Source organism: Vogesella sp. (genome assembly GCF_046297735.1).
Taxonomy (GTDB): Bacteria; Pseudomonadota; Gammaproteobacteria; order Burkholderiales; family Chromobacteriaceae; genus Vogesella; species Vogesella urethralis.
The window spans coordinates 42,650-60,485 of the sequence record NZ_JBKBHK010000006.1 but is presented as its reverse complement, the minus strand read 5'-3'; the positions used below and the strand labels follow the sequence as shown (position 1 = coordinate 60,485).

At 57.4% G+C, this 17,836-nt stretch carries 17 protein-coding genes; 9 read left to right on the top strand and 8 right to left on the bottom strand.

The window, feature by feature from the left end:
* Positions 1-127: 127 nt before the first annotated feature.
* From rimI to ACK4FZ_RS09255, 8 genes are all read right to left on the bottom strand, one after another.
* Complete coding sequence (gene rimI, locus ACK4FZ_RS09290; RefSeq protein ID WP_409820145.1) at positions 128-574, bottom strand: ribosomal protein S18-alanine N-acetyltransferase; 447 nt, start codon at positions 572-574, stop codon at positions 128-130.
* On the bottom strand, positions 567-1,205 hold the full coding sequence (gene tsaB, locus ACK4FZ_RS09285) for a tRNA (adenosine(37)-N6)-threonylcarbamoyltransferase complex dimerization subunit type 1 TsaB (RefSeq protein WP_409820142.1): 639 nt from the start codon (positions 1,203-1,205) through the stop codon (positions 567-569). The genes rimI and tsaB overlap by 8 nt, the downstream gene beginning before the upstream one ends.
* Positions 1,206-1,214: 9 nt before the next feature.
* Complete coding sequence (locus ACK4FZ_RS09280) at positions 1,215-2,432, bottom strand: EAL and HDOD domain-containing protein (protein ID WP_409820139.1); 1,218 nt, start codon at positions 2,430-2,432, stop codon at positions 1,215-1,217.
* Between the two features lie 9 nt (positions 2,433-2,441).
* A complete protein-coding gene (locus tag ACK4FZ_RS09275) occupies positions 2,442-4,385 on the bottom strand; it encodes a chemotaxis protein CheA (protein WP_409820136.1) in 1,944 nt (647 codons plus the stop codon).
* A gap of 48 nt (positions 4,386-4,433) precedes the next feature.
* Positions 4,434-5,051: a protein phosphatase CheZ gene (gene cheZ, locus ACK4FZ_RS09270; protein WP_409820133.1), complete on the bottom strand. Its 618-nt coding sequence runs from the start codon at positions 5,049-5,051 to the stop codon at positions 4,434-4,436.
* A 168-nt stretch (positions 5,052-5,219) separates the two neighbouring features.
* Positions 5,220-5,609 (bottom strand): chemotaxis response regulator CheY, encoded by a 390-nt coding sequence (gene cheY, locus ACK4FZ_RS09265; protein ID WP_144371862.1) that lies wholly within the window; start codon positions 5,607-5,609, stop codon positions 5,220-5,222.
* Between the two features lie 41 nt (positions 5,610-5,650).
* A complete protein-coding gene (locus ACK4FZ_RS09260; RefSeq protein ID WP_409820130.1) occupies positions 5,651-6,586 on the bottom strand; it encodes a chemotaxis protein in 936 nt (311 codons plus the stop codon).
* Between the two features lie 36 nt (positions 6,587-6,622).
* Positions 6,623-7,564: a chemotaxis protein gene (locus ACK4FZ_RS09255; protein ID WP_409820127.1), complete on the bottom strand. Its 942-nt coding sequence runs from the start codon at positions 7,562-7,564 to the stop codon at positions 6,623-6,625.
* Positions 7,565-7,758: 194 nt separating this feature from the next.
* On the opposite strand from ACK4FZ_RS09255, the gene ACK4FZ_RS09250 reads away from it, so the two are divergent.
* The 9 genes from ACK4FZ_RS09250 to cheD all read left to right on the top strand — a co-directional run bounded on the left by ACK4FZ_RS09250 (position 7,759) and on the right by cheD (position 17,813).
* The gene (locus ACK4FZ_RS09250) at positions 7,759-8,895 is read left to right on the top strand and encodes a sensor histidine kinase (protein ID WP_409820124.1); all 1,137 of its coding nucleotides are present in this window, start codon (positions 7,759-7,761) and stop codon (positions 8,893-8,895) included.
* 21 nt (positions 8,896-8,916) lie between these two features.
* Positions 8,917-9,222, top strand: a complete 306-nt coding sequence (locus tag ACK4FZ_RS09245; RefSeq protein WP_409820121.1) for an STAS domain-containing protein — start codon at positions 8,917-8,919, stop codon at positions 9,220-9,222.
* 157 nt (positions 9,223-9,379) lie between these two features.
* Positions 9,380-9,745, top strand: coding sequence for a response regulator (locus ACK4FZ_RS09240; protein ID WP_409820119.1), 366 nt, complete (start codon positions 9,380-9,382; stop codon positions 9,743-9,745).
* Between the two features lie 36 nt (positions 9,746-9,781).
* Entirely contained in the window at positions 9,782-11,995 is a 2,214-nt protein-coding gene (locus tag ACK4FZ_RS09235; protein ID WP_409820116.1) for a chemotaxis protein CheW, read from the top strand.
* A gap of 32 nt (positions 11,996-12,027) precedes the next feature.
* Positions 12,028-12,522 (top strand): chemotaxis protein CheW, encoded by a 495-nt coding sequence (locus ACK4FZ_RS09230; RefSeq protein WP_409820114.1) that lies wholly within the window; start codon positions 12,028-12,030, stop codon positions 12,520-12,522.
* A 14-nt stretch (positions 12,523-12,536) separates the two neighbouring features.
* Entirely contained in the window at positions 12,537-15,278 is a 2,742-nt protein-coding gene (locus tag ACK4FZ_RS09225) for a methyl-accepting chemotaxis protein (RefSeq protein ID WP_409820112.1), read from the top strand.
* Positions 15,263-16,132 carry a CheR family methyltransferase gene (locus ACK4FZ_RS09220; RefSeq protein ID WP_409820110.1) on the top strand — a complete coding sequence of 290 codons (870 nt, stop codon included), beginning with the start codon at positions 15,263-15,265 and terminating at the stop codon, positions 16,130-16,132. The genes ACK4FZ_RS09225 and ACK4FZ_RS09220 overlap by 16 nt, the downstream gene beginning before the upstream one ends.
* Complete coding sequence (locus ACK4FZ_RS09215; RefSeq protein WP_409820107.1) at positions 16,129-17,214, top strand: chemotaxis response regulator protein-glutamate methylesterase; 1,086 nt, start codon at positions 16,129-16,131, stop codon at positions 17,212-17,214. Before ACK4FZ_RS09220 ends, ACK4FZ_RS09215 begins: the two co-directional genes overlap by 4 nt.
* A complete protein-coding gene (gene cheD, locus ACK4FZ_RS09210; protein WP_409820104.1) occupies positions 17,211-17,813 on the top strand; it encodes a chemoreceptor glutamine deamidase CheD in 603 nt (200 codons plus the stop codon). Before ACK4FZ_RS09215 ends, cheD begins: the two co-directional genes overlap by 4 nt.
* The last annotated feature ends 23 nt before the right edge of the window (positions 17,814-17,836 follow it).

Sequence of the window (17,836 nt, the reverse complement as noted above, 5' to 3'; positions counted from 1 at the left end):
GCTGAGCCTGCTGCCTGGTCTGTAGTGCCGGATAGCACAGGAGAAGCCTCATCGGCTGCTAGGTTGTGGCCGCGCCTTAGCCACAGCGGGCTGTGGCCGATTTCCTGTAATACAAAAGTACGGCGACTCATAGCATGGCTTTCATCAGCACCGCATCTTCGCGGCTGCCATCTGGAAGGCGGTAATAGGCTTTGCGCACAGCATAGTCCTGGAAGCCGTGCTTGCGATAAAGAGCTTGGGCACGCAGGTTGCTGCATCTTACTTCCAGAAACATCTGGCTGGCAGCATTTGCCTTGGCTTGCTGCATCACATGTGCTAACAGCAAGGAGGCCAAACCTTGGCCTTGATGGCGGACATGAATGAAGAAGTTCTGCAGGTGTGCCTCGTCCAGTACCTGCATCAGCACGGCAGCCCCTTGCAGTTGGCCCTGCTGCTGGCAAAGCCATACTGTGTCGTGGCCACTTTCCAGGGAGCTGGCATACATGACAGGCCCCCAGGCATGGGGGGTGGTTTCGGCTTCGGCTTGCGCGATGCGCTCGGCGTCCACCGGGCTGGCACGAAGATATTTATCCACGTTTTTGTTCGCGCTGTTCGGCCGCCGTGAGTGCAATCTTGTTGCGTACGTACAGTAGGTCGGCGCTGTTGCCCGCTGGGTAGCGGGCGGGTTCGGCTTGGTAGAGGGCAATGTAGTCACTGGCCAGCGGAACGGCAGCTATCAGTTGCAGACCTTGCTGTTCAAACGGCGCCAGACAGTCGCCTGCCACCGCTGTCAGCCCTGTCAGCGATAGCTGTGTGGCGGCGCCTACCGTGATGTCGCCTTGCTGCAGGCCATCGGCATAGCGCACGGCGTACACCTCACCCATACGCGCGTCTACCACCGCCAAACCGTTGCCTTGTGGCAGGTGGCGGGCAATCGCATCCAGCGTGCTGACGCCCACAATGGGAATATTGGCGGCGGTAGCAAGCCCCAGGGCGATACCGGCCGCGATGCGCAGGCCGGTAAACGCGCCCGGCCCCTTGCCATAAAGAATGGCATCCAGTTGCGATAAGGTCAGCTGCTGGTGCTGCAATAGTTGCTGAATGCCTGCCAGGATATGGTCCGAGTGGCCCTGACGCACCGTTTGGTGCCAGGTGTGCAGATGTTGGCCGCGACTGAGGGCAAGCGACAAATTGTTATTGGAACAGTCGATGGCAAGTAAATTCATCAGGGTCGATCAGAGTCCGAGTTCTTCTACCCATGCCAGGGCAGCAGTATGAATCAGGTTGAGTTGGTCTGGATCCAGCCCCAGCTTTTGCGCCAGGCTGGGCATGGCTGCATCGCCTGTTTCCAGCGCCACAGCCAGATGGAATAGCGGGCCGAGGGCGCCGCTCTGGTTAACCAGCACATCATGGATTTCGGCTGGCAGGCTGATGTGCTCCAGCACTGTGCGCATTGGCATGTCGAAAATCACATCCAACAGCGAGAACATGCCGGCAATAAAGGCATTGTCGCAGTGCTCGCTGCTCAGGCCGCAAGCCTGGCACAGGGTTTCCATCAGCCGTGCGCGGCTGACGGCCGTTTTTTGCAGCGCCGGCGCCAGGTGCTGGTTTTCGGTACTGGTGACCAGCAGCAGCGTCAGCCAGCGGTACAGCTTCTGGTAGCCCAGTACCGTGACTGCGTGACTGAAGGAACTGATGGTGGTGTTGAGCCCAGCGGCTGCCGAGTTGACGTAGCGCAGCAGTTTGAATGACAGCGCTACGTCGGACTTGAGTACTACCTCGATGTCCTTGATCGGCGCGTCAGCACGCAGCAGGTTCAGCAGTTTCAGCGTGTTGCTGAACGATGGGTGGATGACCTTGGCCGACAGTGTTTCAGGCTTGGCAAAGTAGTAGCCCTGGTAACCATCCAGCCCCAGGTCGCGGCAAAGATTGTAGTGCTGGTATGACTCGATGCGTTCACCGATCCGGATGACCGGGTAGCTGCGTAAACGTGCGGCCTGGCCCTGGAACTGGGCCGTGCTCAGGCTTTGCACATCCAGTTTCACGTAGTTGGCCAGTTCCAGCAGCGCGGCAGAGGGCGCATCGAACGAAAAGTCGTCCAGCGAGATGCCGAAGCCCAGCGAACGCAGGTAGCGTACCCGCGACACCACTTCATTGGTGGGCTGGATGTTGGCCGCGAGGTCCAGCACCACGCGACGCGGTGGCAGTAGCTCAAGAAAATCGCTGGTCAGCATGGCTTCACCGACATTGATGAAGGCCAGCTTGTTGCCGATCAGCCAGTTGGTGCCCATATTGTTGAGGGCGTTGACTAGCACCTGGGTATCAGCTTCCAGGGGGGCGTGGGGTGTGGCAGTCGCCGCGTCGTCTGCACGACGAAAAAGCAGCTCATAACCTATGAGCTGCTGATTTCTGTTCAAGACAGGCTGACGTCCCAGAAAGGCGGATGTCGACATGTTATAGGCTTAGTAAGAGTAGTTATCGGCGTTTCTCAACATGGTGCTACCACCGGTAGTGGCATCCATCTGGCCTGCCAGCAGGTCTTCCATGTCCAGCACCAAGACTACAGACCCGTCGCCGGACAGGGTGGCACCGGCTACGCCTTTCGGGCGGATATTCTGCAGCGGTTTGATCACCACATCGTCGCGGCCAACGAAAGAGTCTACCGCCAGAATAAAAGAGCGCTCTGCAGATTGCATCAGCACCCCAAAATTCGGCTTTTGCGTCGGCGCCCAGTTTAGCAGACCGGACAGGGTTTTCAGCGGCAGGATCTCGTCGCGAACCACGATAGTTGGGCGGCCGGAGACCTCCTGGATGGCGCTGGTGTCGATCGGAATGATTTCACGCACCATAGCCAGCGGGACGGCAAACGGCTGGTTGCAAGCACGTACCACCAGTACCGGCAGGATAGCCAGCGTCAGCGGCAGCGAGATGCTGATGCGGGTGCCTTCGCCCTGTACCGAGTTGATATCGATACGACCGTTCAGCTTCTGGATGTTGGTACGGACCACGTCCATGCCGACGCCGCGGCCGGAAACGCTGGATATCTGGTCTTTGGTGGAGAAGCCCGGCAGGAAGATCAGTTGCAGGCACTGTTTCTCATCCAGCGAGTTGGCAGTTTCGGCGTCGATCAGGCCCTTGGCAATGGCTTTGCGGCGCAGCACTTCCGGGTTCATGCCTTTACCGTCATCGGTAATTTCGATGACGATGTGATCGCCAACCTGCTCGGCGGTAAGTTCGATCAGCGACTGCGGTTTCTTGCCGATGGCAATACGCTCTTCTGGCGATTCCACACCGTGATCCACGGCGTTGCGCACCAAGTGCACCAGCGGGTCGTTCAGGTCCTCGATCATGGTCTTGTCGAGTTCCGTTTCCTCACCGGTAATGACCAGTTCCACTTCCTTGCCCAGTTGGCGGGCCAGGTCACGCGCCAAACGCGGGTATTTCTGGAACAGGCGGCCGATCGGCTGCATGCGGGTTTTCATCACCGCGTTCTGCAGGTCGCTGACCAGCAGGTCCAGCTGGCTGATGGCTTCATCCAGCGAACGCAGGGTGTTGGTTTCCATATTGCCCTGCAGGATTTCGGTACGCAGGGTAGTCAGGCGGTTTTTGGTGAGGCCGATTTCACCGGACAGGTTAAGCACCTGGTCCAGACGCACCGTGTCGATGCGGATGGTGTTTTCCTGGCCGGAAATCGGGCCACCGGTGGAGGGCGCCGGCTTGTTGGCGGGCGGCTTGTTGACCGCAGCCGGGACGGGTGCCTGTGCTACGGCAACCGTGGTAACTGGCTCTGGCATCGACGCGGCTTCTACAAAAGTCGTGGCAGCTGCCTGCATCTCTGGCACTACCGAGGCGGCAGCAACCGGTGCCGACTGTGCTTGCGGCTCGGCGCCGGTAACGGCTTGCTGCAGCGCAGCCCAATCCGGTTCGTTGCTTGCCGCAGCGACAGGGGCTGGAGCCGGTGCCGGTGCAATAACCGGTGCGGCGGCAGCTGGTGCCGCTTTGACGCCCGCGAGGTTGCCAGCCAATGCCGCATCCAGTGCGGCCAACATTGCCGGGTCGGGGTTGGGCGGTGGCAGGCCTTGCGACAGGGTGCCAAACATGTCACGCACGGCTCCGGTTGCATCCAGGATGACGTCCATCAGTTCGGAGGTCAGCGCCAACTCGGAGTTGCGCAGCTTGTCGAACAGGTTTTCAGTGCGATGGCAGATGGTGACCATCGGCGCGACATTCAGGAAGCCTGCACCGCCCTTGATGGTGTGGAAGCCGCGGAAGATATCGTTGAGCAAGGCACGGTCGTTTGGCCTTTTCTCAAGCTCTACCAGCTTGTTATCCACATCGGACAGTAGCTCGGTCGACTCTAGTAAGAAATCCTGAAGAAGTTCTTCCATTCCGGCGAAGTCGCTCATTTTTGCTTCCTTTGTATGTCGACTTAATGCTTGTTCTCGGTTGACAGCTTAGAAACCCAGGCTGTCGAGCAGGTCATCCACTTGCTGCTGGCTGGTCACTACATCGGTACGACCATCGGGGTTGACGACCGGGCCGTTGAGCAGCTCGGTGTTGATGTCCATTTTGCGGTCGGCCGGCAGGTATTCGATCAGCACGGTCAGCAGCTCCGACTCCAGCGTCTTTACCATCTCCATGACCTTCTTGATGACCTGGCCGGTCAGGTCCTGGAAGTCCTGCGCCATCACGATTTCCAGTAACTGATTACTGGTGGCGTCGGTTTGCTTCGGAACCAGGCTTAGGTAAGCGCGGGTGTCTTGCGCCAGTTGCTTGAACTCTTCAGTGCTGAGCTTGTTGGCAAACAGCAAGTCCCAGCGCTGATTGAGCTGATCGGCTCGCGCTTGAAGGTCATCCTGGATCGGCTTGGCAATATCGGTAGCGTTCAACACGCGCTCGGCGGCGTTGGCAGTCAGCGTCGCGATATAGCTGAGGCGGTCTTTGGCATCCGGAATGGCGTCGGCAACCCGCTCCAGCGATTTGTCGTAGCCAAGCTCGCGCAAGGTGTCGTGCAGTTTGCGGGTCATCTGGCCGATCTGTGCATACATGCCCATGACCTGCTCTTGGCTCATTTCAACCGGTGCCGCAGCCGAGGGCTGCCCTGCAGCAGGGGCTGCCTGCTGCTGTGTTGCTGCAATGCTGTCAAAAAGTGCTTCCAGCTCTGGAGAGTCGCCACTTTCAAGAAGGTGATCAGACACGATTACTCCTCCTCAACCGCTCAATATTCGCGATAATCGATGTTATTTGTTCAGGTTCTGGAAGATCTTGTTCATCTTTTCTTCCAGGGTGGCGGCGGTAAACGGTTTCACGATGTAGCCACTGGCGCCTGCTGTTGCAGCTTCGATGATGTTCTCGCGTTTTGCTTCGGCGGTAATCATCAGGAAGGGCATGTGCTTGAGTTGCGCGTCGGCACGTACCGCGCGCAGCAACTCGATACCCGTCATGTTGGGCATGTTCCAGTCGGATACGATGAAATCGAAGTGCTGGGTTTTCAGCTTGTGCAGTGCGACCTGTCCATCTTCGGCTTCATCTACATTGGTGAAGCCCAGTTCTTTCAACAGGTTGCGCACGATGCGTCTCATGGTGGAAAAGTCATCCACAACGAGGAAACGGAGGTTTTTATCTGCCATTGGCTTTGTCCTGACCAAGTATGGGTGTTTAACCCGCTATTTTAGCGTTGCAGGAACGGAATTAAAGTGTCTGCAAGAATCGCGGGGTCAAATTTTGCCACGTAGGCATCCACACCGACGCTAGTGCCCATGGCACGGTTGGCGTTAGACGACAGCGAAGAGTGCATGATGACCGGGATGCCGTTGAAGCGATGGTCGGATTTGATCAGTTTGGTCAGCACGTAGCCGTCCATTTCCGGCATTTCGGCGTCTACCAGGATGAGCTTCAGCGTATCGTGCAGATTTTCGTTTTCCGACCAGTTACGGTTGGCCAATACTTGCAGTTTGTCCCACGCTTCTTTGCCGTTGTTGGCCTGATGGTATTTGAGGCCCATCTTGTCCAATACGCTGCTGATTTCCTTGCGCGCGACGACCGAGTCGTCCACGAAGAAGACATATTGGTCTTGTTCCAGCTGGGCGGTTGGGATGTCCGGGACGCGTGTTTCACCTACCACGCTGGCGAGAATCTGCTCGACATCTAGAATGGAAACCAGCTTGCCGTCGTCCAGCTCGGTAACGGCGGTAATCAGCGTCTGCTGGGTGGTGCTCATCACGTTTTCCGGCGCGCGCACTTTGTCCCAGTCCACACGGATGATGCGGTCAACCGAATCCACCAGAAATGCCTGGGTGCTCTTGTTGAACTCGGTCACGATCATGGTGCCGTAGGTGGTGGTTTCGGTTTCGCAGCCGATGAATTTGGCCAGCGAAATTACCGGGATGATGTTGCCGCGCAGTGACAGCACACCCTCAACACCAAAGGGCATGTTGGGCGTGCGCGTGATGAACGGGGTTTGCGATACCTCGCGCACCTTGAATACGTTGATACCAAACGTCTCGCGCGTCCCCAGCGAGAACAGCAGGATTTCCATCTTGTTTGAGCCCGCCAGCTTGGTGCGGGCGTCCACGCTGGCCAGAAGGGATGCGTCAGATGCTGCCATGGCTATTCCTTTTTATTCCAGAGATTATCGAGTAGCTCAGATTTTCAGCATCTCGCGAATTTTCATCGAGAGCTTTTGTGGTTCAAATTTGGACACGTAAGCGTCCACACCGACGGATTCGCCCAGCTTCTGGTTGGATTGGCCAGACAGCGACGAGTGCATCAGTACCGGAATGCCGGCAAAACGCGGGTCGGACTTGATCATCTTGGTCAGCATATAGCCGTCCATTTCCGGCATTTCCACATCGGTGAGTACCAGATGCACGATGTCTTTCAGCTTGCGGCCAGCCAGTTCAGCCTGGTTGGCCATGCGTTGCAGATCGTCCCAAGCTCGCATGCCGTTGATGGCATAAGCGTATTTCACCTGCATGGCCTGGAAGGTACGTTCGATCTGCTTGCGCGCTACTGCCGAGTCATCGGCGAAGTACACCATGCGTTCTTCTTTGAGCGGTTCGATGTTCACGAACTGGTGTTCGTCACCATACATGGCGGTTTCTGCAAGCACTTTCTCTACGTCCATCATCATCACCAGGGTCCCGCCATCCAGTTCGGTCACCGCTGTGACCAAGCCGCCCATGCGGTTGGTGATCATGTCGGGCGGCACGCGCATGGCAGCCCAGTCCAGGCGCAGGATGGTGTCAACGGCCTCAACCAGGAAGCCTTGGGTGTGGCCGTTGTACTCGGTCACGATCATGATTTCCGGGCGCTTGTCGGAGATGATGCCGGCGTATTTGGCCAGATCGATCACCGGAACCAGACTGCCGCGCAGGCTCACCATGCCCTCTACCGAGGCAGGCATTTCCGGCGCCGACGTGATTTCCGGGGTGCGCATCACTTCGCGCACCTTGAAGACATTGATGCCAAACGTCTCTTTCCTGCCGGTTCTCTGGTCAATGCCCAGGGAGAAAAGCAGGATCTCCAGTTTGTTAGTGCCGGCCAGCTTGGTGCGGGCATCGATTTTTTTGAGTAGTTCAGACACGGAAACCTCCGGAGGTTGGCTGTCGTTCAACGTGATCACTGACAATACTATTCATACTATTTCCACGCAAAAAGGCTAGGCGAGTTTGCTTGCCGTTGCACTTTGTCAGTATGACGCGGCTGTCTTACGTCCATTATCATACTGTTCAATCATGTTTTACAAATGATGTATCGCAACTGAACGAGGTTTTAACAATGAACGCGGATGAGCGTCAGCTGCGCAGCGCGCTGGAACACTTCAACAGTGTGACGGACAACCTGATTCAGGCCTATCAGTTGCTGGAAGCGCAGGTGGCTGAACTCAATGTCAAGTTGCAAGTTGCCAACGACGAGCTGGTGGCCAAGTCGGTTGCCAACGAGCAGTTGGCTGCCAAGCTGTCCACCCTGTTGCAAGTGATGCCTGCTGGCGTGTTGGAACTGGACGAGGAGGGCAGGGTAGTAGCGCTGAATGCCGCAGTGCAGAGCTATCTGCCAGGTTTGCTGCCTGGTGCTCTTTGGCAGCTGGAGGAGCATTTTCACAGTGGTGAGCAAGAGGGGGTCTACGTCAGCAAGCAAGGCGGGCAACATTTTACTGTTCTGGCATGTCCGTTGCCGGGTACTGGTGCCTTTTTGCTGATGGTGGACGTGAGCAAGCTGCATCACCTGCATCAGCAGTTGGCGCAGCAGGAACGGTTGGCGGTGATGGGGCGGATGGCAGCGTCATTGGCGCACCAGATTCGCACCCCCTTGGCCACGGCCTTGCTGTATGCGGCCAACTTGCAGCGTGATGATTTGCCTGCCGATGGCCGCTCCCGCTTCGCGGGTAAGGTCGTCAACCGTTTGCAAGCACTGGAAAGTCTGGTGCAGGACATGTTGCGCTTTGTACGCATTGGCCCAACGGATGGCGGTAATGAACCGTTTGCATTGATGCCAGTGCTGGCCGAGCTGGAGGCTGTGATAGGCCCGCAGCTACAGGCAAAGCAATTGCAATGGCAGCCGCAAATCGACGGTGATGCCATCGTCGCCGGTCGACGCTCCGATTTGCTGGGTGCGCTGGTCAACCTGCTAGAGAATGCGTGTGAGCATGCGCCTGTAGGCTCGCGGCTGACCCTGCAAGCAAGGTTCGAAGCAGAATTTTACGTCATACGGGTAATAGACCAAGGCAAAGGCGTGCCCGAGCAGGTAGAATCACAAATCTTCGATCCCTTCTTTACTACAAGGGCAAATGGCACCGGTCTCGGGCTTGCCATTGTCAAACGCGTAGTCGAGGATATGAAGGGACAGATACATTATCTGCGCGATAGTCGTGGCACCGTGTTCGAGCTACTGCTACCCGTGCAGGCAACCGTGTAAGCCATACCTGGTGAGGATTCTATGAAGCCGATCGTCAAAATTGAAGGCAAGACCGGCGTGGTCTTGCTTATTGGTCAGTTCGATTTCAACGTGCACAAGGATTTCCGGGCTGCCAGTCAAGAGCTGCTGGAAAATGCCGAAATCACTCACATTGATGTCGATTTCGATCAGGTACCCTATCTGGACAGTTCTGCCCTTGGCATGCTGCTGCTGCTCAAAGAGCGTGCTGGTGCCGCCGGCAAGGAGCTGGCGCTGGTCAATTGCAAGGATACCGTGCGCCAGGTGCTGGAAATCGCCTGCTTTACCAAGCTGTTTACCATCCGCTAGACCCCCTGGCTTCTGTTTGCCACATTTATTGCCATTGTTTGGCATGCTTGGGTAGATAAGCGGCTATGCATTAGCTATATGATGTAAAAACCAGATGGCTGGAAGCGTGTTTTCGTTTAAATTGTGAACCTACCTACTTTCATGGATTGCTGAGTCTATGGCTAAAAGAATTCTAACGGTGGACGACTCCGCCTCTATTCGCCAGATGGTTGCCTTCACGCTGAAAAGCGCCGGTTACGAGGTGGTAGAAGCTTCCGACGGCAATGCCGGTCTGTCCAAAGCCCAAGCAGTACAAGTAGATCTGGTGCTCACAGACCAGAACATGCCCGGCATGGATGGTTTGACGCTGATCCGCTCGCTGCGCCGTCTGCCCAACTATGCATCGGTACCTATCCTGATGCTCACTACCGAGTCCAGTGACCAGATGAAAGCCCAAGGCCGTGCTGCCGGCGCTACCGGCTGGCTGGTCAAACCGTTCGACCCGCAAAAACTGGTCGACGTTGTACGTCGTCTTGTCGGTTAAACCCTCAGCATAACTATCCAGAACCAGGGGGCGCTCATGACATTTGACATGTCGCAGTTCCATCAGGTGTTTTTTGATGAAACTGCCGAACACTTAGTCAATATGGAGTCGCTGCTGCTGGCGATAGATGTCATCCAGCCGGAGTCCGAAGACCTTAACGCCATCTTCCGTGCCGCCCACTCTATCAAGGGCGGTGCAGCGACCTTCGGCTTCACTGACCTGGCAGACCTGACACACGTACTGGAAAATTTGCTGGACAAGGTGCGCAAGGCCGAATTACCGCTAAGTCGTGACATTGTTGATGCCTCCCTGCTGTCTGGCGACTTGCTCAAGGAAATGCTGGCCTTTCATCGTGGTGATGCCCCGGTCGAGGCTAGCCGTATCGAGTCACTCAAGCAAACCCTGGTCAGTCTGTCGCAACCGGTTATCCACAGCCCAGCCCACCCTCCTGTCACGTCCTCTGCTTCCACCGCACGCAGTCGTCTGCATATTGAATTACACCCGCCGTTACCCATGCACGAGGCCGATGTGTGGGAACGGTTATCAGCGCTTGGGTCGTTGCAGCATATTCAGCCATTGGACGAAAGCGTGGCCCCGCCTCAACCCGGCCTTGCCTTGCTCGATACCGCCACGCCTTGTGTCGAGGTGGAGGAGATGCTGGCTTTCCTGCTAGCGCCGCAGTCGTTCCGTGTGGTGGAAGACTTCACGGTGGAGGACGATGGTGTTGGGTTCTTTGCGCTGCCGCCGTCAGCCGCTAGCCAGGATGTCGCTTTTGAGGACGACGGTTTTGGTCTGTTCGCCCCGCTGCCGGTTGCTGCAGATACTCCGTCTGCTGCTGCTGACGTGGCCTTTGAAGAAGACGGTTTTGGTCTGTTTGCGCCATTGCCCGCTACCGCCCCGCCGGCTCAGGAAGGTGTGGCGTTTGAAGAAGACGGTTTCGGTTTGTTCGCGCCGCTGCCTGCTGCCCCGCTTGTTGCGCCGCCAGTGGCACAGGGTTCGCCGGTGGTGGCCAGGGATGTACCGCGCAGTGAGCACAAAATCGCCGCTACGGCTAGTAGTGGCGAGAATTCCATTCGCGTTAGCACCGACAAGGTAGACCTGTTGCTCAACCTGGTGGGTGAACTGGTGATTACCCAGTCCATGCTGATGCAGTATGGTTCCGGGCTCGATTCGGTAGAGCACGAAAACCTGCTTAACAGCATTTCGCTACTGCAGCGCAACTCGCGCGAGTTGCAAGAGGCGGTGATGTCGATCCGCATGATGCCGATTGCGTTTGTGTTCAACCGCTTTCCCCGAGTTGTCCGTGATCTTGCCGGCAAGCTGGACAAGCAGGTGGAGCTGAAAATGGTGGGCGAAAACACCGAGCTCGATAAAGGCTTCATCGAGAAACTGTCCGATCCGCTGACCCACTTGGTACGCAACAGTCTTGATCACGGCATCGAGTCGCCAGAAGTGCGGCGTGCCAAAGGCAAGAAAGCCGTTGGTCTGCTGACGTTGCGTGCTTTCCACGAGGGGGGCAGCATCGTGATCGAAGTCACCGACGACGGTGCCGGCCTGCGTCGTGACAAGATTCTGGCCAAAGCTCGGGAAAGCGGGCTGCCGGTGTCGGATGCCATGAGTGACAGCGAAGTGTGGGCATTGATTTTCGAGCCGGGCTTTTCAACTGCTGCCGAGGTTACCGACGTATCTGGCCGCGGTGTCGGCATGGATGTCGTACGCAAGAACATTGTCGGGATGGGCGGTCGTATCGATATCAGCAGCATGGTCGATATCGGTACCACCATGACCATTCGCTTGCCGCTGACGTTGGCGATCATGGACGGCATGTCGATCAAGATTGCCGATGAAACTTATGTATTACCGCTGAACTACATTCTGGAATCGTTGCAGCCCAAGCCGTCCGAGGTCAAGACTATCGCCGGTCGCGGCCTGGTAGTGAGTGTGCGTGGCGAGTATCTGCCCATCATCGGGGTGGGTGAGTTCTTTGCCATCCAGCCGCAATTGGCGCAGCCGGACAAAGCCATTCTGATTATCGTCGAGTCTGGCGGCCAGAAAGTGGCGCTGATGGTGGACGAACTGTTGGGCCAGCAACAATTTGTCGTCAAGAACCTGGAAGCGAACTACCGCAAGGTAGAGGGCTTATCCGGGGCAACAATCATGGGTGACGGCCGGGTGGCCCTCATCCTGGATGTGGCCGCTATCGTGCGTGCCAATCTGCAGAAATCCCACGGCGAAGTGCTGATGGCTTAGCCGTGTTTACAGTAACAGATAAGGTGTCAGCCATGGACGCTAGCAAGAACGGGGAGACCGATAAGGTCAGGCGCGAATACCTGGTATTTACACTGGGTAACGAAGAGTACGGCATCGACATCCTCAAGGTGCAGGAGATTCGTGGTTATGACGCGGTGACGCGGCTGGCCAAGTCGCCGGATTTCATCAAGGGCGTCATTAATCTGCGTGGGCATATCGTGCCCATCGTGGATATGCGAATCAAGTTCGATGTTGGCAACGTCATTTATAATGACTTCACCGTTGTCATCATCCTCAATGTGCTGAATCGCACCGTAGGCATGGTTGTCGATGGTGTATCCGACGTGATCGAGCTGGCCGGAGATGATATCCGCCCGGCACCTGAATTCGGTTCAGTGATGAACACCAACTATATCCAGGGCTTGGGTGTGGTAGGTGAGCGCATGATCATCATGGTGGATATCGAAAAGCTGATGAGCAGTGACGAGATGGCGCTGATGGATGCCACCGTTGCGGCCAACGTTTAACACAGGGGACAAGCATGAAAGTCAAACAGCTATTGATACTCGGGTTCGGTGTGCTCCTGACCCTGATTGCGGCCTCCTCGATTCTGGCCGTCACGCGTCTGAACGCCATCATTGATAGTGGATGGGAGATTACCGAGAACCACATGCCGCGTGCGGCAGCCGTCAACAAGGTTTTTGATAATCTTAATGCGACAGCCCGTGGTGTACGCACTGCCATGCTGGCAGATGACCCGCAGATCGCACTGCAACAAGTCCGCGAGCTGGACGAGCAGTTGGGCAATATTGACGAAGCATTCGCTGTGCTGAAACAGCGACCGCCTGAGGACGAGTCGATTGCCATGCAGGCAGCTTTGCTGAAAGCCGATGCCGACTACCGCGCACGGCTCAAGCAGTTTGTCGCCCTGTTCAATGCCGGCCAGTTGCCAGAGGCGAAAACCTACCTGTTTACCCAGCTGCGTGAGGCGCAGATGGCTTACCAGAAGGCAGTGGAAGCGCTGGTGGCTTACGAAGAGGGCAATGCTCGTGAACACGGCGAGCACCTGCAGACGGAAGCCAAGTCATCGCTGCTGGTAACACAGGGGTTCCTGGCAGCTTCGCTGATTATCGGTTTGCTGGCAGCCTACTTGATTGGTCGCTCGCTGTTCCGTGTTATTGGTGGTGAGCCGTCCGAAGCGGCGCAGTTGATGAAAGAGCTGGCGCAAGGTGAGGTGACCAGCAGCCTGAATGTGACGGACAAAGATAACAGCAGCCTGTTCTATTACATCAAACAGGCCGCCGACAAGGCGCTGGAAAACATCCGTGTGCGCAATGCGCTGGATACTGCAGCCACCAATGTCATGATTGCCGACGCCAATGGCATTGTGGTGTATACCAACGGCGCAGTCATGAACATGCTGGCCGCTGCTGAAGCCGATATCCGCAAAGAACTGCCAGGTTTCTCGGCACGCAATATTATCGGCAGCAATATTGACGGCTTCCATAAGCGGCCCGAGCATCAGCGCAATATGCTGGCTACCATGCGCGGTTCGCACCAGGCCCAGATCAATGTAGGCGGCCGTTCCTTCACGCTGGTTGCCACCCCGATGACCAGTGCCGGCGGCAAAGCGATCGGCACCATTGTTGAATGGCAAGACATTACCGAACAGCTGCGCCAGCAGAACCTGGACAAGGAACGCCGTCTGGAAGAGCAGCGCCTGCTGGAAGAAAACACTCGCATCCGCAAAGCGCTGGACAACGTGTCGTCCAATGTGATGATCGCCGACAACAACCGTACCATCATCTACATGAACCGCAGTGTGCAGGAGATGCTGCAAACCGCCGAAGCCGATATCAAGCGCGTACTGCCCAACTTTGATACCCGCAAGCTGCTGGGTGGCAGCATGGACGGCTTCCACCGCAACCCTGCCCACCAGCGCGATTTGCTGGCCGCCCTGCAGACTACCCACAGCAGCCAGATCAATATTGGCGGTCGCACCTTCCGTTTGGTGGCCAATCCGGTGTTTAGCGATAGTGGCGAGCGTATCGGCTCGGTGGTGGAGTGGACTGACCGTACTGAAGAAGTGCGTGTCGAAAAAGAAGTATCCGAAGTGGTGGGGGCCGCGGCCAACGGCGACTTCAGCCAGCGCATTCCGCTAGACGGCAAGACCGGTTTCTTCGCTACCCTGTCAGGCCAGGTTAATCAGCTGATGGACGTGACCAGCCGTGGCTTGGGCGATATTGCCCAGGTACTGTCCGGCCTGGCTGCTGGTGATCTGACCCGTACCATCGAGGCGGAATACGATGGCATGTTTGGTCAACTGCGCGACGACACCAACCTCACCGTGTCGCGCCTGAAGGAAATCGTTACCAATATCAAGGAAGCCACCGACGCCATCAATACGGCGGCGCAGGAGATTTCTGCCGGTAACGTCAACCTGTCCAGCCGTACAGAGCAACAGGCCGCCAGCCTGGAAGAAACCGCGTCCAGCATGGAAGAAATCACCAGCACGGTGAAGCAGAACGCCGAGAACTCGCGCAAGGCCAACAGCCTGGCCGTGGGGGCTTCCGATATCGCTTCGCGTGGTGGCGACGTGGTAGGCCGCGTGGTGTCCACCATGAACGAGATCAACGAGAGCGCCACCAAGATCGTGGACATCATTAGCGTGATCGACGGCATTGCATTCCAGACCAATATCCTGGCGCTGAACGCGGCGGTGGAGGCCGCGCGTGCCGGTGAGCAGGGGCGTGGTTTTGCTGTGGTGGCCAGCGAAGTGCGCAATCTGGCACAGCGGTCGGCTGCTGCTGCCAAAGAAATCAAAGGCCTGATCGGCGACTCGGTAGAGAAAGTGGAATCCGGCACCCGTCTGGTGGACGAGGCTGGCCGTACCATGGAAGAAATCGTGTCCTCCATCCGTCGTGTGACCGACATCATGAGCGAGATCTCGGCCGCGTCGATCGAGCAGAGTTCGGGTATCGAGCAGGTGAACCTGGCCGTTAGCCAGATGGACGAGAACACCCAGAAGAATGCGGCGCTGGTGGAAGAGGCGGCTGCGGCAGCCGAGTCGCTGGAAGAACAGGCGGCCAACTTGCGTGATGCTGTTGCCATCTTCAAGGTAGACCAGCACGCCGCCAAGCCGGTGCGCAGCGAACGCAAGCCCGTTACCGTTGCCCGAGCTATTGCTGTTTCCGAACCGGTGCAACGCAAGGCGCTGCCGCTTAGCAACCCGCACCCGGTGCGTCCGGTGGCAACGGATGAAGGCGAGTGGGAGGAATTCTGAGCACTGCATCCGATCAGGACAGCGTCTTTGCGCGAGATCTTCACTTCACGGATGAAGATTTCCACATCGTGCGCGAGCTGTTGTACGACAGAACCGGCATTGCACTGACTGCTGTCAAGAACCACATGGCGTACGCCCGGCTGGCCAAGCACGTCCGCCGGCTGGGTGTGCGCCGTTTTTCCGATTACCTCGCTTTGCTACGGTCGGAAGAAGGTGCGAGTGAGTGGGAACACTTCATCAATGCGCTCACTACCAATCTGACCTCATTCTTTCGCGAAGCGCACCATTTCGACATGCTTGGGCAGCACGCGCAGCAACACGCTAGCAGTGGCGAGCCTTACCGAGTTTGGAGTTCGGCGTCTTCTACTGGCGAAGAGCCATATTCCATCGCGATGACGCTGGACCCTTTGCTGCGCGCAGGCAACTATCAGATTGTTGCTTCCGACATTGATACACATGTACTGCAGAAGGCTGCTACTGGCGTGTATGCGCTAGAGCGAATTGCCAAACTGAGCGACAGCCAGCTCAAGCAGTTTTTCTTGCGTGGTAAAGGCGTCAATGAAGGCATGGTCAAGATCAAGTCCGGTCTGATGCGGCATATGGAATTTCGCCAGATCAACTTGGTCGATCGCAGCTGGCCGGCTATCGGCCAGTTCGATGTGATTTTCTGCCGCAATGTGCTGATTTATTTCGATAAACCAACCCAGGCCGGTATTCTCGAGCATTTCGCTCAGTACCTTAAGCCGCACGGTCTATTGCTGCTGGGGCATTCCGAAAACATCCAGCACATTACCGAAACCTTCACGCCATGCGGCAAGACTGCCTACCGCCTGGTCAACGGAAGAACATCATGATTCAGGGCCGCAAGATACGGGTAGCGGTGGTCGATGACTCCACGCTGATACGCGAGCTTCTGGGCAAGATCATCAACGAACAGCCGGACATGGAAGTGGTGGCCTACGCACCCGATCCGGTGGCTGCGCGTGAGCGTATTCGTGAGAGCAACCCGGACGTTATTACGCTGGACGTGGAAATGCCGCGTATGGACGGGCTGGAGTTCCTGCGTCGCTTGATGAGCTTGCGGCCAACGCCGGTGCTGATGATCTCGTCGCTTACCGCAGCGGGCTCCGACACTGCGCTGCGCGCACTGGAGCTCGGCGCGGTGGACTGTATTGCCAAGCCACAGCTGGATATCAGCCGCGGCATGCTGGACTATGCCGAGATGATCTGCGACAAGATTCGTGGCGCGGCAGAGGCGCGGGTGCGCTTGCCGGCACGTTTCATCCCAAGGGATACGCCGCCGCCCGCAGCGCCGCCTCCTGCCAAGTTGGTCTGGCTCCGCCGCGATGCCGTCATCGTCGTGGGCGCCTCTACTGGCGGCACCGAGGCCTTGCGCGAGTTTTTGTCGGCGCTACCGGCCGACACGCCGCCTGTGCTGGTCGTGCAGCATATGCCGGAAAACTTCACGCTGTCGTTTGCCCGCCGTCTCGACCAGAGCTGCGCGATGACGGTATGCGAGGCTAGCCACGGCCAGCCGGTGCTGGCTGGCAACGTTTACATCGCGCCGGGTCACTCTCATCTCAGTCTGCGCCGTGCCGCCAACGGCAGTCTCGAAACCGTGCTGGACCAGAACGAGCCGGTCAACCGTCACCGCCCGGCCGTGGACGTGCTGTTCGACTCTGCGGCCAACTTGCTGGGCAAGCGTGCGGTTGGCGTGATCCTCACCGGCATGGGCAAGGATGGCGCCGCCGGCATGCTGCGCATGCGCGAAGCCGGTGCTTACAATATCGGGCAGGACCAGGCCAGCTGTGTGGTGTACGGTATGCCCCGTGCTGCTTACGAGATTGGGGCCGTGCACGAGGTAGTGCCCCTTGGGCAGATTGCCGAACGCCTGCTGGCCTATCTGGCTGGTAAAAGTACCAGGGAGAGTGTATGAGCAGCCCCGGTACTGCGCAGCACCGCTATTTCGACAAACAATTCAACCGCGCAGCCGCCAAGCTGTTGCCCGGGGAGTACCAGGCTGCCGAAGACGGCTTGTTGCTGGTGACCGTACTCGGCTCCTGTGTTTCGGCCTGCCTGCGTGACCGCAAGACCGGCATCGCCGGCATGAACCACTTCATGCTGCCAGACCAGGGCAGCAGTAACAGCGACCGCCTGATGCCGGCCCGTTTCGGTACCCATGCGATGGAATTGCTGATCAACGACATGCTGAAGCTGGGCGCCAACCGTAGCACACTGGAAGCCAAGGTATTCGGCGGCGGCAACGTCATTGCCGGCATGACCACGGTAAACATCGGCCAGCGCAATGCCGGTTTCGTGCGTGCCTTCCTGGCGCAGGAAAACATCCCCATCGTGGCGGAAGACCTGGGCCTGGACATTGCCCGCAAGATTTACTTCTTTACCGATAGCGGCAAGGTGATGGTGAAGAAGATCAACCCGCAGCAGACGCTGGTGCAGGAAGAAGAAAGCTACCGTCGCCGTATCGATCGCGATACCGAGCAGAAGCACGGCGGCGATATCGACCTGTTCATTTAGGGTTGCCAGCTTGGCATGCCGGA

What these genes read in the sequence shown, in the direction of transcription:
- ACK4FZ_RS09260 (WP_409820130.1), bottom strand. Translation starts at nt 6,586, where the DNA reads ATGGCAGCATCTGACGCATCCCTTCTGGCCAGCGTGGACGCCCGCACC.
- cheY (WP_144371862.1), bottom strand. Translation starts at nt 5,609, where the DNA reads ATGGCAGATAAAAACCTCCGTTTCCTCGTTGTGGATGACTTTTCCACC.
- ACK4FZ_RS09245 (WP_409820121.1), top strand. Translation starts at nt 8,917, where the DNA reads ATGAAGCCGATCGTCAAAATTGAAGGCAAGACCGGCGTGGTCTTGCTT.
- ACK4FZ_RS09250 (WP_409820124.1), top strand. Translation starts at nt 7,759, where the DNA reads ATGAACGCGGATGAGCGTCAGCTGCGCAGCGCGCTGGAACACTTCAAC.
- ACK4FZ_RS09215 (WP_409820107.1), top strand. Translation starts at nt 16,129, where the DNA reads ATGATTCAGGGCCGCAAGATACGGGTAGCGGTGGTCGATGACTCCACG.
- ACK4FZ_RS09275 (WP_409820136.1), bottom strand. Translation starts at nt 4,385, where the DNA reads ATGAGCGACTTCGCCGGAATGGAAGAACTTCTTCAGGATTTCTTACTA.
- cheD (WP_409820104.1), top strand. Translation starts at nt 17,211, where the DNA reads ATGAGCAGCCCCGGTACTGCGCAGCACCGCTATTTCGACAAACAATTC.
- ACK4FZ_RS09280 (WP_409820139.1), bottom strand. Translation starts at nt 2,432, where the DNA reads ATGTCGACATCCGCCTTTCTGGGACGTCAGCCTGTCTTGAACAGAAAT.
- ACK4FZ_RS09230 (WP_409820114.1), top strand. Translation starts at nt 12,028, where the DNA reads ATGGACGCTAGCAAGAACGGGGAGACCGATAAGGTCAGGCGCGAATAC.
- ACK4FZ_RS09240 (WP_409820119.1), top strand. Translation starts at nt 9,380, where the DNA reads ATGGCTAAAAGAATTCTAACGGTGGACGACTCCGCCTCTATTCGCCAG.
- ACK4FZ_RS09235 (WP_409820116.1), top strand. Translation starts at nt 9,782, where the DNA reads ATGACATTTGACATGTCGCAGTTCCATCAGGTGTTTTTTGATGAAACT.
- tsaB (WP_409820142.1), bottom strand. Translation starts at nt 1,205, where the DNA reads ATGAATTTACTTGCCATCGACTGTTCCAATAACAATTTGTCGCTTGCC.
- ACK4FZ_RS09225 (WP_409820112.1), top strand. Translation starts at nt 12,537, where the DNA reads ATGAAAGTCAAACAGCTATTGATACTCGGGTTCGGTGTGCTCCTGACC.
- cheZ (WP_409820133.1), bottom strand. Translation starts at nt 5,051, where the DNA reads ATGAGCCAAGAGCAGGTCATGGGCATGTATGCACAGATCGGCCAGATG.